Genomic DNA, 17,027 nt, shown 5'->3' on the forward strand with positions numbered 1-17,027 from the left:
ATCTTTGCGCCACTATACGAATAATAATAGCATTATGGCAGAAATAAAAAGCGAAGAAACAAGCGAAAAGAAGAGCCTGAACTTCATTGAACAAATAGTAGAGAACGACTTGAAAGAAGGTAAAAACGACGGAAAAGTACAGACACGTTTTCCGCCGGAACCCAACGGTTATCTTCACATCGGACATGCCAAAGCCATTTGCCTGGATTTTGGTATTGCCGCCGCACATGGCGGTGTCTGCAACTTGCGTTTCGATGATACCAACCCCACCAAAGAAGACGTGGAGTACGTAGAGGCTATCAAGGAAGATATTCAATGGCTGGGCTACCGGTGGGGCAACGAATACTATGCTTCCGACTATTTTCAACAGCTATGGGACTTCGCCATCCGCCTCATCAAAGAGGGCAAAGCGTATATCGACGAGCAGACATCCGAACAGATCGCCGCTCAAAAAGGTACTCCTACCCAACCCGGAGTAGAAAGCCCGTACCGTAACCGCCCCATTGAAGAGACTCTCGACCTGTTCCAAAAAATGAACACCGGAGAGATTGAAGAAGGCGCCATGGTGCTCCGTGCCAAGATTGACATGGCAAGCCCCAACATGCACTTCCGCGACCCGATTATCTATCGCGTCGTGAAGCATCCGCACCACCGTACGGGTACTGCATGGAAAGCTTACCCGATGTATGATTTCGCTCACGGACAAAGCGACTACTTTGAAGGTGTAACCCACTCTCTGTGTACACTGGAGTTTGTTCCTCACCGTCCGTTGTACGACTTGTTCGTAGATTGGGTGAAAGAAGGTAAGGATTTGAACGACCACCGTCCTCACCAGTACGAATTCAACAAGCTCAACCTGAGCTATACGCTGATGAGCAAACGCAACCTGCTGACTTTGGTAAAAGAAGGTCTCGTCAACGGTTGGGACGATCCCCGTATGCCGACCATCTGCGGTTTCCGCCGTCGCGGCTATTCACCCGAGTCCATTCATAAATTCATCGATAAAATCGGTTATACCACTTATGACGCTCTCAATGAGTTCGCGTTGCTGGAAAGCGCCGTACGCGAAGATTTGAATGCCCGCGCTACCCGCATATCCGCCGTATTGAATCCGGTGAAGCTTATCATCACCAATTACCCAGAAGGACAGGTTGAGGAAATGGAAGCCGTCAATAACCCGGAACGTCCGGAAGAAGGCAGTCACAACATCGAATTCAGCCGCGAACTGTGGATAGAACGCGACGACTTTATGGAAGATGCTCCCAAAAAGTACTTCCGCATGACACCCGGACAAGAAGTTCGCTTGAAAAGCGCGTACATCGTGAAGTGTACCGGTTGCAAGAAGAACGATGCGGGAGAAATCACAGAAGTATATTGTGAATACGATCCCGACAGCAAAAGCGGTATGCCCGGAGCCAGCCGTAAGGTAAAAGGCACGATTCACTGGGTGAGTTGCGCACACTGCCTGCAAGCCGAAGTCCGCCTTTACGACCGTTTATGGAAAGTAGAGAATCCGCGCGACGAACTGGCCGCCATTCGTGAAGAAAAGAATTGCGACGCGCTGACAGCCATGAAGGAAATGATAAATCCGGACTCTCTGAATGTATTGCCATGCTGCTATATCGAAAAATACGCTGCCGGCATGAAGCCCCTCTCCTACCTGCAGTTCCAGCGTATCGGTTACTTCAACGTAGACCGTGACTCTACGCCGGAGAAAATGGTATTCAACCGTACCGTAGGCCTGAAAGATACTTGGGGTAAAATCAATAAATAATATAAGGAGTAGAAATAATTAATGAGTAAAAAGAACCTGTTGTCCGGAAGAGACAAGGAATTGCAAGAACTTGCAGAACAATATGAAGCCGCGAAAGCTGAAAATAAGCCTATCTATCTGGACGCAGACGATTTAGCCGACCTTGCCGACTGGTATGCCATGCACGGGAAAAGCGAACAAGCTACCGAAGTCGTAGAGTACGGTTTAAGCTTACACCCCGACAGTACCCCTCTACTGGTGGAACAGGCCTATCTCTTCATGGATGCCCAGAACAGAGAGCAAGCCAAACTGGTAATAGAGCGAATATCCGAGGATTACTCTTCGGAAGTGAAGGTACTTAAGGCGAATATTCTCTTGGGTGAAGGTAAAATAGATGAAGCGGAACAGCTTCTCGACACCATAGAGGACAAAGAGGAGTTAGCCAATATTGTCGATGTATCCTATATGTATATCGATATGGGGTATCCCGTTAAGGCTTTACCATGGCTGGCCGGAGGCTCTGAAAGATACGCCGAGGACGAAGCATATCTGGCCGTAACAGCCGATTGCTTCCATGCGCAAGGTTTGAATCAGAAAGCCGAAACGTTATATAATAAGCTGATAGATAAAAATCCTTATTCGGCTCCTTACTGGTTCGGCTTGGCGCGTTGCTATTTCGAACAGCAGTTGTTTGACAAAGCCATTGAAGCCTGTGATTACGCAATCGTGGCAGATGAAGAATTTGCCGAAGCCTATATCATGAAAGGGCATGCTTTCTACCAATTGGGCAATGAAGAAAGTGCATTGGAGAACTATACTTTGGCCGAGAAATATAAGGCTATCAACCCTGATTTTCTCCAAATGTTCATCGGGCTTAATGAAATATCCAAAGGGCATTGGGAAGAGGGATACCGGCATCTTGAATCTGCCATACAAAGCAAGGATACCGATTCAACGATACTGCCTTCTTTGTATGCTCACGCAGGGAATTGCCTCTATAAATTAGGAAAGAAACGTAAAGCCGGCCAGTATTTCAAGAAATCCCATGAAATAGACCCGGAAGATGTGGACTCGTATCTGATTGAAGGACGCATGTATATGGAAGACGGTGACTTTGACAAGGCCGTAAAAAAGTGGGCTTTGGCTTTAGAGCGTGCACCGTATGCCGATACGTGGAATGAGATTGGGATATACAGCATGGAACTCGGCCAACTGAACCATGCCCGGATGGCCTTCGAACATGTCAAGGAGTTGGAACCCGATTTTGAAAATATCAACGAAAAGCTGGCATCTCTTTATCTGCTGCTTAAAGACAAAGAGAACTTCCAGAAGTACAACCAGCTTTGCAAACGTCCGTTCCAACTGGAAGACTTGAAGAAAATAGAAGAAATGCTGGAAAGTGAAGATAAAGAGGAGTTGGCACAAGCGATGAAGAACATCCTGAATGCACTACAATAAGAATGTAAACAAACCATTAATCACAAGTATAGAATATGGAATCATCAGCAGAGCTCATTAAATGGGTATTAGAGAATTTGAATTATTGGGTGGTCACAATCTTTATGACCATTGAAAGTTCATTTATCCCGTTCCCTTCGGAAGTCATCGTACCACCGGCCGCGTGGAAAGCAATGACCGATGATAGTATGAACATCTTCCTTGTTGTTCTTTTCGCAACCATCGGCGCAGATCTCGGCGCACTCATAAATTATTATCTTGCACGTTGGCTGGGTCGCCCTATCGTCTATAAATTTGCCAACAGCCGTTTGGGACACATGTGCCTGATTGATGAAGAGAAAGTACACCATGCCGAAGAGTATTTCAGAAAACATGGCGCTGCATCCACATTCTTCGGACGCCTCATCCCCGCGGTACGGCAGCTTATCAGTATTCCGGCCGGACTGGCAGGCATGAAGTTAGGGCCATTCCTGCTTTACACGACGCTCGGTGCCGGAATATGGAATGCGATACTGGCTCTGCTCGGTTATTTCATATACCGGTTCACGGACATTAAAACTACGAATGATGTCTATATACTGGCCACGAAGTATAGTCATGAAATCGGTTACGTCATTATAGCAGTTACGGTATTGATTGTAGGTTTCCTGATTTACAAAGGAGCGAAACAGAAAAAATAATAAATGGAAAAACGGTGGATAAAGATAGTCTTCATCCACCGTTTTTCATTATATAGCTAAGTCTAAAAGGCTTATTTCTTAACTGTCTCAATCGCTTTATCATAATCCGGCTCCTGCGTAATTTCCGGAACCAACTCTGTATAGGCAATCTTTCCATCCTTACCGACAACAATTACCGCACGAGCCAGCAAACCGCTCAACGGACCGTCTGCCATACGCACGCCATAGTTTTCATCAAAATCCGAGAAACGGAAATCGGACAAGGGAATAACATTCTCTATGCCTTCCGTTGTACAGAAACGAGCATGTGCAAAAGGCAGGTCTTTGGAAATAGCCAGTACCACCGTATCCGGCAACCCGGCGGCCAATTTATTGAATTTACGTACGGAAGTAGCACATACACCGGTATCCAAACTCGGGAAAATATTAAGAATTACATTCTTGCCATTCAGTTCTTTCAATGAGAAAGAAGACAAATCCGTTTTTACCAATTCGAAATCAGGGGCAACTGTCCCCACTTTTATAAACTCACCGATTACTTTCACCGGTTGTCCTTTAAATTTTGTTGTAGCCATAGTTTTATCAATTTATATGATATAGTAACAAACCGAATACAGAAAATGTTCAATGGAAACTTTTCAATCCGTAGATTGTTACTTTCCCAACGAACTTATAATAATCATTTTTAAATTAAGATTCACATGAAAACAATTTTTGATGAACTGAAACAGGAAGTGAAGAACTGGTGGATTTCACTTATTCTCGGAATCCTGTATGTTGTGGTAGCTTTGAGTTTAATGTTCTCCCCTCTTGACGGATATGCGGCATTAAGTATTTTATTCAGTGTTTCCATGCTGGTCAGCGGTTTGCTGGAAATCTCCTTTGCGGTAAGTAACCGTCGAAGAGTGTCCAGTTGGGGCTGGTATCTGGCGGGAGGTATCATTGATATGATTTTAGGATTCTATCTGATAGCCTATCCTCTGTTAAGTATGGAAGTTATTCCGTTTATTATCGCCTTCTGGTTGATGTTCCGGGGATTCTCATCGGTAGGTTACGCCATGGACTTAAAAAGGTATGGAACGAAAGACTGGGGTTGGTACATCGCATTGGGCATCCTCGCCGTTATATGCTCGCTTATTATTCTGTGGCAGCCGGCGGTCGGAGCTATCTATGCAGTTTATATGATTTCGTTTGCATTCCTTATTATAGGATTCTTCCGTATCATGCTGTCCTTCGAGCTAAAGAATCTGCACAAACGGAGTTCTCAGAGCGCATAATTCGCCGCAGATTACACTGATTTGTACAGATGAGATATCCCTGAGCAAGCCTCAACAGCTTTAAGTCAGTCTGTAATAATCGGTATAATCCGCAGTGAATCATAACACATTCCGGTTGGAGGTCTCCGGCTTATCTTTTATGATGCAGAAAACGGAACATGGTTGTTCTGGACACTCCCATTCGTCGGGCGAGTTCAGAACAGGATGTTCCGTTCGCCTGTTCTTTAAATAATTCCCTTTTATTCTCCGCAAGTATTCTCATCTTGGGCATATACCCCTTTTGGCGCCCTAACCGCTTTCCTTCCTGCTTTCTACGGGCCAATGCTTCTTTGGTACGCATCGAAATCAGATTACGTTCTATTTCAGCCATTAAGCCGAATGCAAATCCCAGAGCCTTACTGTTGATATCGTTCTGAAAGACGTATCCTTCTTTAGTACTATACAATATAACTCCTTTTTTGATGCACGAATTAAGAATAGTCATAATCTCAAGTAATGTGCGGCTTAGCCGTGATATCTCCGTTACAATTAAAGAATCGCCGGGACGCATCCTGTCCAGCACTCCCGATAATTTACGCTCTTTACTACTGACGCTGCCGCTAACAGTCTCTGTGTACCACTTGTCAATACTCATACCGTTTCTCTCTGCGAAACGTATAATCTCCTCTCGTTGGTTTTCCAAAAATTGTCTTTCTGTACTTACTCTTAAATAAGCTACTACTGCCATAAATTTTGTTGTTTTTTTATTGGTTTAACGTCACCAAAGAACGGCTATTCCAATAAAAATGCCAACGCCTCCACGCATATCCTTTACAAAAGGATTCCAAAAATGAAGGATAGGGTAAAAAAACTCCCGGCTGTATTCGGCAACCGGAAGTTCTCTTTCAAATTCCAATAATATGTAGGATGTACTCCTTCCTCATAAACGATTTCTATCAACGTACGATACTCCAAAATGTCAAAAAGATGATTTTGAAGTATTCTTTCAGAGAACGATTATTGATATACTTCATATTATACCTGATTTTATCAGGCATAATCAATTCCACATAGGCCTTATCCGCATCATCCGCTTGCCCCAATATCGTATTTTCATCAACATATTCTATCGAGGCGTAATCTGTTATGCCCGGTCGTACAGACAGAACTTTACGCTGTTCCTCTGTATAGAGGTCAACATATTTGCGTACTTCAGGACGCGGCCCTACCAAACTCATATCTCCTTTCAGAACATTAAATAATTGGGGCAACTCATCCAATTTATACTTCCGTATAAAATAACCGATACGGGTTATTCTCGGATCACGTCCACCTACAGTAATCAATCCCTGTTTATCGGCTCCTACACGCATCGAACGGAACTTATAAACATAGAAGTCCTTACCATAACGCCCTACACGCAATTGACGGTAAAATCCACCGCCTCTACTTTCCAAACAAATGGATATATAAAGAAGAAGAAAGACCGGAGATAATAGAAGTATGCCCAGAAAGGAGAAGAAAATATCGAAGAAACGAATCATAGACTTACAATGGTATCACTCTACAGCTTTATCACCTGCCACCTTGCGATATGCCGCTTTTACGGTATCAATAATAAAAGCCAACTTTTCTTCATCCAATTGCGGATATATAGGCAAAGATATTTCTCCCTTAAAGTTCTCGTAAGCTTGAGGATAATCCTTTATATCATACCCCAAAGAATTGAAGAATGATAACATTGGCATCGGGATAAAGTGAACATTTACAGCCACTTCACTTTTGGCTATTTCATCAATCATCCGATCGCGCTGTTCTTCTGTAAAATCCTTGATACGTAGGGCGTAGATGTGGTAGGAACTTTCTTTATCGCCCTCTATCGAAGGGGGCACAATAGCCCAATTACAGTTTTCAAAAGCTTGGGTGTAAGTATTGAATACTCTTTTTCTCTCTTCGAGCAGTTTAGGGTATTCCCGTATCTGTGCGAGACCGATGGCAGCATTTACATCCGCCATATTAATTTTCATCCCTAAGCCAACAATGTCATAACGCCAACCACCCGCTTTAGATTTGGAGAAAGCGTCTTTAGTCTGGCAGTTCAAACTCATCATACGAAGTTCTTTGTACAACCCGGCATTGTCAAAGGGCATGGGCAGATTCAAACAAATGGCACCACCTTCGGCTGTTGTCACGTTCTTTACTGCGTGAAGAGAGAAAATGGCAACATCCGTTTCACAACCGGTACGCTGATTCTTACTGTATTGCGCTCCCAGTGAATGGGCCGCATCATTCATTACAAGGATACGCCCCAACTTTTCTTGTACCGGACTTTCCGCTTTGAACATTTTCTGTATTTCAGATGTGTTTACTAGCCTCATGATACAATCGTAATCACATGGAAAACCTGCAATATCTACAGGGATAATAGCTTTCGTTCGCGGAGTAACGGCTCTACGAATGGCATCTACCGAAATGTTGAAATCCGCACCGGAGTCCACCATAACGGGTTTAGCGCCTGCATGCAGCACCGCCAACGCCGTAGCGCTATATGTATAAGCCGGAACGATAACTTCATCCCCGGCTTTCACTCCCAGCCAACGAAGCATCATAATGGCTCCCGAAGTCCAGGAGTTTACACAAAGCACTTCTTTTGCACCGGAAAAAGACTTTATTTCTTCTTCCAACGCTTTTACTTTAGGTCCGGTGGTTATCCAACCGGAGCGTAAGGAATCAACCACTTCATTGATGACAGTGTCATCAATGTAAGGGGGAGAAAATGGTATTTTCATGATTAAAAACTACTTTAATTTAAAAGGTTGCAAGAATTTATAGTAACTATTATTTAGAAAGGCAATCTTATAAGACCATACAGAGAGCCTACCCCATACATCAGATGCAATGAAATCGCAAGACTTTCTAAAATTATTAATTCTAATGGACTGTATACCTTAGATTTCCATATAAAAGCAATAAATCCTAAAACTAAATGGAACAATAAAATTGCATAAAACAAAAATGGAGCTATTAAATACGACATAATTAGAGATAAAACAAAAATAAGTGGAATCAAATGATTAATGTGAAAAGAATTACTTTTGATAATCCAATAGCCATTCCAAAACCCTTGCTGTAAAAACTTATAAAATGTAGTCCTACTATGATATATAGCTTTCATACGTGCGGAAGTCAAAAATTTATATCCAGCTTTAACTATTCTTTGATGTAGTTCAATATCTTGATTTCTATTCAGTTTTTCATTAAAGCCACCAACAATATTAAATATACTCTTACGATATACAGCATAAACAGCAGTACTCGTATAAGTGTCTTTAGTCACACCTATACGAAACAAAGAACGCCCAACCCCCATTGGGTTTGACAGTACTATTGCAATCATTCGTCCTATAACAGAATTAGCTTTTGTAATCAATGTTCCACCAACGGCAGCTATTTCATCATTTTCCCTTAAATATTCAACTCCAGTCCTTATATATCCTTCTAATAGTTCAGCATGCGCATCAGGTCTAACAATATATTCACCTTTCGCCAATTGGATAGCCTTATTCCAACCACTTGCCAAAGTTTTTTGCGGATTATTCTCTATTCGATACTCTATATTTCTCTGGTTAAGATAATCAATTATTATTTCCTTGGTCTTATCAGTACTTAGCCCATCAACTATTATCAATTCCCACAGTTCTCCTTCTTTAAACTGACAAAAAATTGAATCAATACAAGCTATGATATTTTTCTCTGCATTTCTAACTACAATAATTACGCTAACCATCTTCTACACATTAATATAACATAAGATTCTTTTACCTAAATAAACCGAATCAAAAAATATTTTTTTTCCATCATAACTCCACTTAGGATGTAAGTCACATCTCGTTTGATCATGATATTTCAGAGGTGTAAAAAAGCGTCCAAGCATTGTTAAATGTTTTCTCTTCAAATTATAAGAGAGCAATGTTTGCATTCTTGCCTTATCCGGGTAAGTATCAAATATCATATTATCGCCAAAAACAGAAGGATGTCCATCACCAAAAGCTGAAATTATGTCATCACCAACCACATACATCTTTCCTGTCACAACATTAATTCGATAATATTTATCACCTATTTGATGTTGCCTTAAATAAGCTATAATATTTTCATTATTTTCCCAACAACAGTGACTAACCATTCCATCCGCTGCCAGAAGTTTCAATCTTTCAGCATTCTTGTCGCATACAATTAATCTATCAAATTTTATCCCACTTATAAAATAACGATGTAGAAACATAAACATCTCTCCTGAAGGTGAAGACATTATATGATTAACTTTATGTATAATAGTAGCATTGGCAGGAGAATCCAACAATGGGCAACAAGATAATATTCTTTCTATGCTTAACAGTAATTTAATATCACCTGTTTTCAAATCTACCCTAAAAATCCCATCATCATGTAAACTTTCAGATAATTTATAAGGCAAATGATTAAAATATCCATAATCCGGTCTCATTACCGCTAATCTATCAAAATTTAAAGAATAAGCATTTCCCAAACCGTCTAATTCATAAATAGGAGCCTTTATTTTCCTCACGTGTAAGGTTTCAATATTTACAATATAAGAGCAATAATGACTGGCTTCATCTATTGAATTATAAATAAAATTAAAATTATCTATCCACTGTAGCTTAGTCCCTTGCTGCCAATTATAAGTACAACTATCAAAACGAGCAACAATTTTATGTGTAGACAATTCATATAATATTACTTGAACTGGATATTTAGGAGACGGCAACTTTGAGGTATCCAAAATTGTAGATTGAAATATTATATGCGTATTCGACTTATTAATCGGAGATTTATCATAATACCCAAAAAAAGTTTCTTTGTCACCATCACAAATGGTATGTATAAAGTAATCTGAAACGACGACTTGGGTTTCACGATAACACCAGTAGTTTAATCTTTGATACCCGAGCTTTATAAAACGTTTCACTTGAGGAAAACGTGAAAAAAAATTAGCACAATTCCTTTCAAATAAAGAATACTGATTCCTATTCTGACGCATAATAGCTATAACTATAATCTACCATCTACCAGTTTCCTATCTAACAGTCCCTTAACATCATACAACACTGTTTCACTACTAAATAGTCTCTCCATTTTTAGGGACATAAATGTTTCATGAGCCACAGCTAAAATAATAGCATCATATTTTTCTACAGGTAAAATGTTGCAAACTTTTATGCCATATTCTTTACTAACACTCTCTTTATCTGCCCAAGGATCGAAAATCGTTATATTCAAATTATACTCCTTCAATGCATTATAAATATCTATGACTTTCGTATTACGAACATCCGGACAATTTTCTTTGAACGTAAAACCTAAAATCAAAATATTCGAATATAATACTTGAATACCTTTTTTGAGCATCAACTTTATTACCTGATTAGCTACATACTCACCCATACCATCATTCATACGACGCCCTGCTAGAATTATTTCCGGATTATAGCCATAACTCTGCGCACATTGAGCCAAATAATAAGGATCAACACCAATACAATGGCCACCTACTAAACCTGGCTTAAAAGGTAAGAAATTCCATTTGGTGCTTGCAGCTTCCAATACATCTTGTGTATCAATACCCATAAGAGTAAATATTTTAGATAATTCGTTCACAAAAGCAATATTGATATCACGCTGAGAATTTTCTATAACCTTGGCAGCTTCAGCAACTTTAATAGTAGGCGCCAAATGAGTACCAGCCGTTATTACAGAAGCATAGACCTGATTAACAATTTTTCCTATCTCAGAAGTAGAACCAGAAGTCACTTTCTTTATTTTCTCAACAGTATGAAATTTATCACCAGGATTAATACGTTCAGGAGAGTATCCAGCAAAAAAATCTATATTATATTTTAGACCGGAAATCTTCTCCACAACAGGTATACACTCATCCTCCGTCACCCCTGGGTATACAGTAGACTCATATACTACAATATCACCTTTAGAAATAACTTTTCCAACAGTAGTACTTGCACCATAGAGAGGAGTTAAATCTGGATTGTGATTTTTATCTACAGGCGTAGGTACTGCTATTATGTAAAAATTACAATTACGAATATCTTCCACATCAGAGGTACATTTAAAACCATTAGCTATCGCAGACTGTAACAAATCATCAGAAACTTCGAGTGTAGAATCGTGCCCTGCCATAAGAGCATCAACACGTGCTTTGTTCATATCAAAACCAACTGTCGGATATTTAGTAGAAAACAGACGAGCCAAAGGAAGTCCTACATAACCGAGACCGATTACGGCAATTTTTATTGTATTCATAAATTATTAATGATTAAATATCAGTTATAAAATCAAGAGAATCTCAATCAAAGGTTATTCCAATACCACTTAACAGCCTCTTTAAGTCCATCACGCATACTATACTGCGGTTCATAATTCAAGAGCCGTTTCGCTTTTTCAATACAAGCCAAAGAGTGAGGAATATCTCCTTGTCTATTAGGTCCATGTAGAATTTTCACATTAGCTATTATTGGATCAAATTCACTCAGAAACTCTTTCAAATACCCTATCAATTGGTTTAATGTCGTACGTTCACCATAGGCTGTATTATATACTTGATTAACAGCCTCTTTTTTTGTTGTTGCCATTGCAAGCATATTCATTTGAATAACATTGTCAATATAGGTAAAATCACGACTATACTCACCATCACCATTAATAATTGGAGATTCATAAGAAATTAACTTTTTCACAAACAAAGGAATTACAGCAGCATAAGCTCCAAACGGGTCTTGCCGACGACCAAAGACATTGAAATACCTCAAACCGATAGTCTCTATCCCATAAGTCCTTGCAAATACATCAGCATATAATTCATCTACATATTTAGTAATTGCATAGGGAGATAATGGTCTGCCTATCACATCCTCCATTTTAGGCAACGATTTACTATCTCCATAGGTAGAAGAGCTCGCTGCGTATATAAATCGTTTTACCCCAGCATCGCGTGAAGCAAGTAACATATTTAAAAAGCCACTAATATTTACCTCATTAGTAGTAATAGGATCTTTTATTGAACGAGGGACAGACCCCAAAGCAGCTTCATGTAGTACATAATCTATATTTTCAACCGCCTTTTTGCAATCATCTAAATTCCGGATATCACCAACTATTAACTTGAAAGTGCTAGGATAAGCATTTAACAATGGTAACAAATTCTCAATTTTCCCTGTTGCAAAATTATCCAAACAAACGACTTGATACCCTTGAAGCAATAAATGCTCACAAAGATTAGAACCGATAAAACCGGCTCCTCCTGTAACCAAAACATTCATAAAATAATAGGATTTTAATTATAGTGATTCATATAAATCCAAATAATTACTAGCCATCCTCTCTGGAGAAAATGAAGAAAGCCATTTCTTATTGAGATTTAAGCCAAAAGAATTATTTTTTTCTAATTGTTTTACAGCCTGAACTAATGAATTTATGTTCTGTAAATCAAAAAAGCAGACTTCAGTCTCCGTAAAAAGTTCTCTAAAGATAGGAATATCCGAACACAGAACTTTACGAGAATATATTGCAGCTTCCATTATTGCTAAGCCAAAACCCTCACTACGGCTTGGAGAAGCATAAATATCATAAAAAGGAACAAAACGATACGCCTTTTCTTGATACCCCAGAAACAAACAGCGATCATCTACTTTTAATCTTAAAGCCTGATTTTCCAATTCTTTTCTGACAAGACCATCTCCTATAATCAGTAATTTATAGTTATCAAGCATTGGCAGAGCCTCTATAAGTAAATCCACTCCTTTACGTCGAGTTAATTTACAATTTATCCCTAATAACCTAAACTCTCCTTTAAATTCTCTAATTTGTGCTTGAAGTTCTGTATTTATTTTGTCACTGATATTTATACTGCGACCATTATATATAAAAGTCAATTTTTCAGGAGATATCCAATGAGAATAATATTTTATAGCATTATTACTTAAAGTAACAATCTTATCAATCCGAGATGTTAGCAAATACAGCCAGATATAAGCGAAAAATCCACCTTTTAATCGTCCAAAATTATAAATAAAATCATCTAATATATAAGCATGAATTGTAGATACGAATTTTGTCTTACATCTAATTAGAGGTTTATGTAGAAAGACATACATATCAGGACGCAACCCATGAGAATGAATTATATCATAATTTGAAAAAGGTATAGATTGATAAAAGGAAATCCTCTCAACTTGACAAGAAAAATACAATTCCGGTTCTTTCCCATCAAAATAATAAATATAACAAGTATGCCCCATCTCTTGTAACTGAGATACTAATTCAGAAACAACAACTTCAGGTCCTCTATTTATTAAAGCAGATAGAATGAAAGCAATACGCATAAGTATTCAAAATATTAGTAAATTCAACTTTTAAATTACTTCTCAAACAAATCAATCCATTTCTGCATAATAACCTCCCTTTCATACTGTTGAGACTCAACTTTTGCATTCCTCCCCATTTCAATCATCGTATCTCTATTTGAAATTAATTTCATAATAGTATTAGCCAATTCTTCTATATTACCCTCAGGAACCAAGAATCCATTTAAGCCATTATTGATCAGATCTTTAGGACCGCATTTACAATCATAAGAAATAATAGGTAGTCCGTAAGACATCGCTTCTAACAAAACCATTGGCAAACCTTCATATCGTGATGTTAAAACAAAACAAGAACTATTGCAATATATTTCTTCTACATTCTTAACAGGACGATGGATAACGACAAATGAAACCAGATTATACTCTTCTATTAATCCCAATAACTTATCTTTCTCTTCTCCATCCCCATAGATAATAAGTTTCCACTCCGGATAAGTTTCATGTACTATTTTAAAAGCCTTAATCAATCTATCAAATCCTTTTTGATATGAAAGACGACCAATGGACAAAAGTTCTTTCCTACTAAAGCTTGAAGATTCAGGTGTTAAATGTATAAAATTCGGAATAACACTTACATTAGAAAGTTGATGCCAAGATAATTTATCTTCTTCAGTCAAAACAATAAAATGCTCAAACTTCTTTGCTATTTTAACCTCACATCGTGTCCGATACCAATCTACCAAGAAAAGTAATCCTTTCCTTTTCTTAGCAAGTCGATATCCTTTTGAAAAATGAAATTCTAATATTTTCTTACTTTGATCTTTTAACTCAGTTAAAAAGGAAGCTTCATTTTCAAAAGTCGAGATCACAACATCCGGTCTATATCTCGCAATTATTTTTTTCAAAGATTTCTTATGTTTATACTCTTTAAAGTACAATGTTATAATCTTAAGGAACAAAGAATTATATTCAGAATAATTTATTCCCAAATCGATATGCTTTATATTATCCTCTAATTGATAGAAGATTGGCTTATCTTGCTGCTCTGTTGTCAATATGGAGACCTCAATCCCCTTTTTAGCTAAGAAGTTAGCCTTTTCCACTATAATTCTTTCCATTCCCCCTGAATTATAAAGTGAATGAATACAATAAAAGATTCTCATAAGCTAAAATCGACTTAAAGATGTGGTTATATTATTATCTAATAAGTTACCAATAAACAAGGGTATAATAACATGCGGAGAAAAAACACTAAAACCAAAATACGGTTGGGTTATTCCCCAAATAACTAAAAAAGCAAGAATGGCTTTAGAAAAAGGTTGAGAGTAATAATAGACAGCCAATAATAAAATAATAAAAAATACTGTTACAAAAATTCCATAATTAGCAGTTGTTTGCAGAATAAAATTATGTGCAATGGCTCCACCCGGATAAATATTAGAATAATGTTTTACTTCTTCACCATATCCCAATAAAGGATGCTCTTTAATTAGTTTCATAAATCCATAGAGCAAATCTTCTCTTGCATGATCGTCATCAATATCACGTAATGCATAATCCGGATTAGTTAGAATCCAATAAAAAACACCTCCCAATAGAACAACAAGAATAAAAAAGAATATTTTATACCCTCCTTTTATCGTTTTATTATAATATATCAAAAAACAAGTCATTACTATAAGAGCGACAAACGCTGTCCTACAAGCAGATAATACTAGGCAAACCGATAATAATATGAATAATATTAATTTAATAATAAGTGGCATTTTCTTATAGTACAACAACAATAATAACACACATAAAAGAATACCATAAAAATTACGATGTAATGCCAAACCACTAAATGTCGCATATCCACCTTCCACAGTCATAAAAAAAGACATTCGAAGAGCTGGGAGGCACAATAATAATAACGGAAGCAAACTCCATAGCAGTAAACTATAAAATAATATATTGAGATGCTTTACACCGAATTTATACTGCTTTATCGTATCAAACATTATAAAAAAAGAAATAGGTATACCTATAAGCGCAAATCCTCCTGATTTAAATCCATTAATTGTAATAGAAGAGAGAAATGCCATATAAACCAATAATATACAGCAAACTACTATCTTATTATAAATAAATCGCTGAATTATTAGTATTATAAAACCGCATACAATTAAGTTTACCAATGATCCTAAATGCCAAATAGAAATCAATGCAGTTGGTGATAAGAAAAGATACAAGGGTGAAGCAGACCACATTGGAAGTAAAGTCAGAAAAAGATCAAAGTATAAAAGAAAAAGAAAGAGTTTCTTTACACTTAATTTTTGTCTTCGATAATCTACAGGAGTAAATTTCATTTGTGAATAGCTAATGATACAGTTTCGTATGAATCCTTTAAAATATCGATATTTTTTCTCTTCTCAATGTCTTTATCAGTTAAGTATGTATAGATATAATGTAAACGAATTTCTTTTTCCACAGTTGTAAATATTATATCAGAAAAGTCACAATGTTCAATATTATAGACCTTCTTTCCTAATAAGGAAGCAAGAAATCTTAATCTTTTTCTTTGCAAAGCTAAAACGTCATAATCATCTGTAGTTACAAAAATAAGTGGTTTATCGGCTAATGTTACCCACGATATAGTATTACATAACTGCAATATTACTTTATCCGCATATATAATTAAATCTTTCGTTTGATACTTAATTATACGTCTATTACCAAATTCTCCATTTACATAATTTGATTTTGGATGAGCAGCAATAATAACAGGCATCCTATATTTTTTCTCCAAATACGTAAAAAAATCATCCAACGACGCTTGAAATTTCTCTGTTGTTGGAATTTTACTATATTTAAAAAGATAGATATCATCCGGATGAAATCCAAAATTAGTATCAACAAAAAGTATATAGTTGCCCTCAATTATACGACGAGACTTACTAAAACAAAAGTCCTCATAATCAGGATGATTTATTTTATCTGTTCGATTTACAATGGCTGATGACGAATAATAACGTTGACAATCTGAAATATTATAAAACCAAGCATATATTTTATACAAATATATTCCCAAACGTGTAATCAAAATACTACTAAAACGGTTTGAAAAAAGTTGAGATAGTTTTTGTTTCAATGTTAACTGTAAACTAGTATTTGCATACATATCAACCCGAATCATATAACAATGATATTTAGTCAATATTTTAAAAATATTACGGGTATGCCAAGATGCATCAAAATCTAATACAAAAATAGTTTTAAGAGAATCAACACCAGACAATAATTGCTCAAATTCAAATAATAAAGAAATATTTCTTAAATATGGCTCACACAATTCATCATTATATTTCATCCCTGGATGTATTAACTGCGACATATCCCAAAATTGTACATCATATCCAACAGATAAATATTCATCCACATAATTATTACGTTTAATTTGTGGAGTTAAGGGCGCTTGACTAAGTATTACTAGATTTTTCAT

16 protein-coding genes are annotated in these 17,027 nt (G+C 37.3%); 4 read left to right on the top strand and 12 right to left on the bottom strand.

The window, feature by feature from the left end; translation table 11 throughout:
* The first annotated feature begins 34 nt into the window (after positions 1-34).
* From BHV73_RS09300 to BHV73_RS09310, 3 genes are read left to right on the top strand one after another with little or no spacing between them, the layout of a single operon-like run.
* A complete protein-coding gene (locus tag BHV73_RS09300; protein WP_009121679.1) occupies positions 35-1,774 on the top strand; it encodes a glutamine--tRNA ligase/YqeY domain fusion protein in 1,740 nt (579 codons plus the stop codon).
* A gap of 21 nt (positions 1,775-1,795) precedes the next feature.
* Complete coding sequence (locus tag BHV73_RS09305; protein ID WP_087412433.1) at positions 1,796-3,211, top strand: tetratricopeptide repeat protein; 1,416 nt, start codon at positions 1,796-1,798, stop codon at positions 3,209-3,211.
* Between the two features lie 35 nt (positions 3,212-3,246).
* A complete protein-coding gene (locus BHV73_RS09310; RefSeq protein WP_009121677.1) occupies positions 3,247-3,891 on the top strand; it encodes a DedA family protein in 645 nt (214 codons plus the stop codon).
* A 71-nt stretch (positions 3,892-3,962) separates the two neighbouring features.
* On the opposite strand, the gene tpx is transcribed toward BHV73_RS09310, so the two are convergent.
* Positions 3,963-4,466 (bottom strand): thiol peroxidase, encoded by a 504-nt coding sequence (tpx, locus tag BHV73_RS09315; RefSeq protein WP_009121676.1) that lies wholly within the window; start codon positions 4,464-4,466, stop codon positions 3,963-3,965.
* A gap of 126 nt (positions 4,467-4,592) precedes the next feature.
* On the opposite strand from tpx, the gene BHV73_RS09320 reads away from it, so the two are divergent.
* Positions 4,593-5,168, top strand: coding sequence for an HdeD family acid-resistance protein (locus BHV73_RS09320; protein WP_009121675.1), 576 nt, complete (start codon positions 4,593-4,595; stop codon positions 5,166-5,168).
* Between the two features lie 130 nt (positions 5,169-5,298).
* Here the strand turns inward: BHV73_RS09320 and BHV73_RS09325 are convergent, their stop codons facing one another.
* The 11 genes from BHV73_RS09325 to BHV73_RS09375 form a co-directional block, all read right to left on the bottom strand.
* Complete coding sequence (locus BHV73_RS09325; protein WP_286738052.1) at positions 5,299-5,895, bottom strand: master DNA invertase Mpi family serine-type recombinase; 597 nt, start codon at positions 5,893-5,895, stop codon at positions 5,299-5,301.
* Positions 5,896-6,103: 208 nt separating this feature from the next.
* Positions 6,104-6,691: a sugar transferase gene (locus BHV73_RS09330; protein WP_009121672.1), complete on the bottom strand. Its 588-nt coding sequence runs from the start codon at positions 6,689-6,691 to the stop codon at positions 6,104-6,106.
* Between the two features lie 15 nt (positions 6,692-6,706).
* A complete protein-coding gene (locus tag BHV73_RS09335; RefSeq protein ID WP_286738054.1) occupies positions 6,707-7,936 on the bottom strand; it encodes a DegT/DnrJ/EryC1/StrS family aminotransferase in 1,230 nt (409 codons plus the stop codon).
* A gap of 53 nt (positions 7,937-7,989) precedes the next feature.
* Positions 7,990-8,934 (bottom strand): glycosyltransferase family 2 protein, encoded by a 945-nt coding sequence (locus BHV73_RS09340; protein ID WP_286738057.1) that lies wholly within the window; start codon positions 8,932-8,934, stop codon positions 7,990-7,992.
* A 3-nt stretch (positions 8,935-8,937) separates the two neighbouring features.
* Positions 8,938-10,137 carry a hypothetical protein gene (locus BHV73_RS09345; RefSeq protein WP_217717380.1) on the bottom strand — a complete coding sequence of 400 codons (1,200 nt, stop codon included), beginning with the start codon at positions 10,135-10,137 and terminating at the stop codon, positions 8,938-8,940.
* 83 nt (positions 10,138-10,220) lie between these two features.
* Positions 10,221-11,486 (bottom strand): nucleotide sugar dehydrogenase, encoded by a 1,266-nt coding sequence (locus BHV73_RS09350; protein WP_286738059.1) that lies wholly within the window; start codon positions 11,484-11,486, stop codon positions 10,221-10,223.
* A gap of 47 nt (positions 11,487-11,533) precedes the next feature.
* A complete protein-coding gene (locus tag BHV73_RS09355) occupies positions 11,534-12,502 on the bottom strand; it encodes an SDR family oxidoreductase (RefSeq protein ID WP_286738061.1) in 969 nt (322 codons plus the stop codon).
* Positions 12,503-12,520: 18 nt separating this feature from the next.
* Positions 12,521-13,564 carry a glycosyltransferase family 4 protein gene (locus BHV73_RS09360; protein ID WP_217717377.1) on the bottom strand — a complete coding sequence of 348 codons (1,044 nt, stop codon included), beginning with the start codon at positions 13,562-13,564 and terminating at the stop codon, positions 12,521-12,523.
* A 35-nt stretch (positions 13,565-13,599) separates the two neighbouring features.
* A complete protein-coding gene (locus tag BHV73_RS09365; RefSeq protein WP_217717376.1) occupies positions 13,600-14,664 on the bottom strand; it encodes a glycosyltransferase family 4 protein in 1,065 nt (354 codons plus the stop codon).
* 48 nt (positions 14,665-14,712) lie between these two features.
* Entirely contained in the window at positions 14,713-15,894 is a 1,182-nt protein-coding gene (locus tag BHV73_RS09370; RefSeq protein ID WP_217717375.1) for an O-antigen ligase family protein, read from the bottom strand.
* Positions 15,891-17,027, bottom strand: a complete 1,137-nt coding sequence (locus tag BHV73_RS09375; RefSeq protein WP_217717374.1) for a hypothetical protein — start codon at positions 17,025-17,027, stop codon at positions 15,891-15,893. Before BHV73_RS09375 ends, BHV73_RS09370 begins: the two co-directional genes overlap by 4 nt.

It is taken from the genome of Bacteroides sp. 44_46 (assembly GCF_001915465.1).
GTDB classification, from domain to species: domain Bacteria; phylum Bacteroidota; class Bacteroidia; order Bacteroidales; family Bacteroidaceae; genus Bacteroides; species Bacteroides clarus.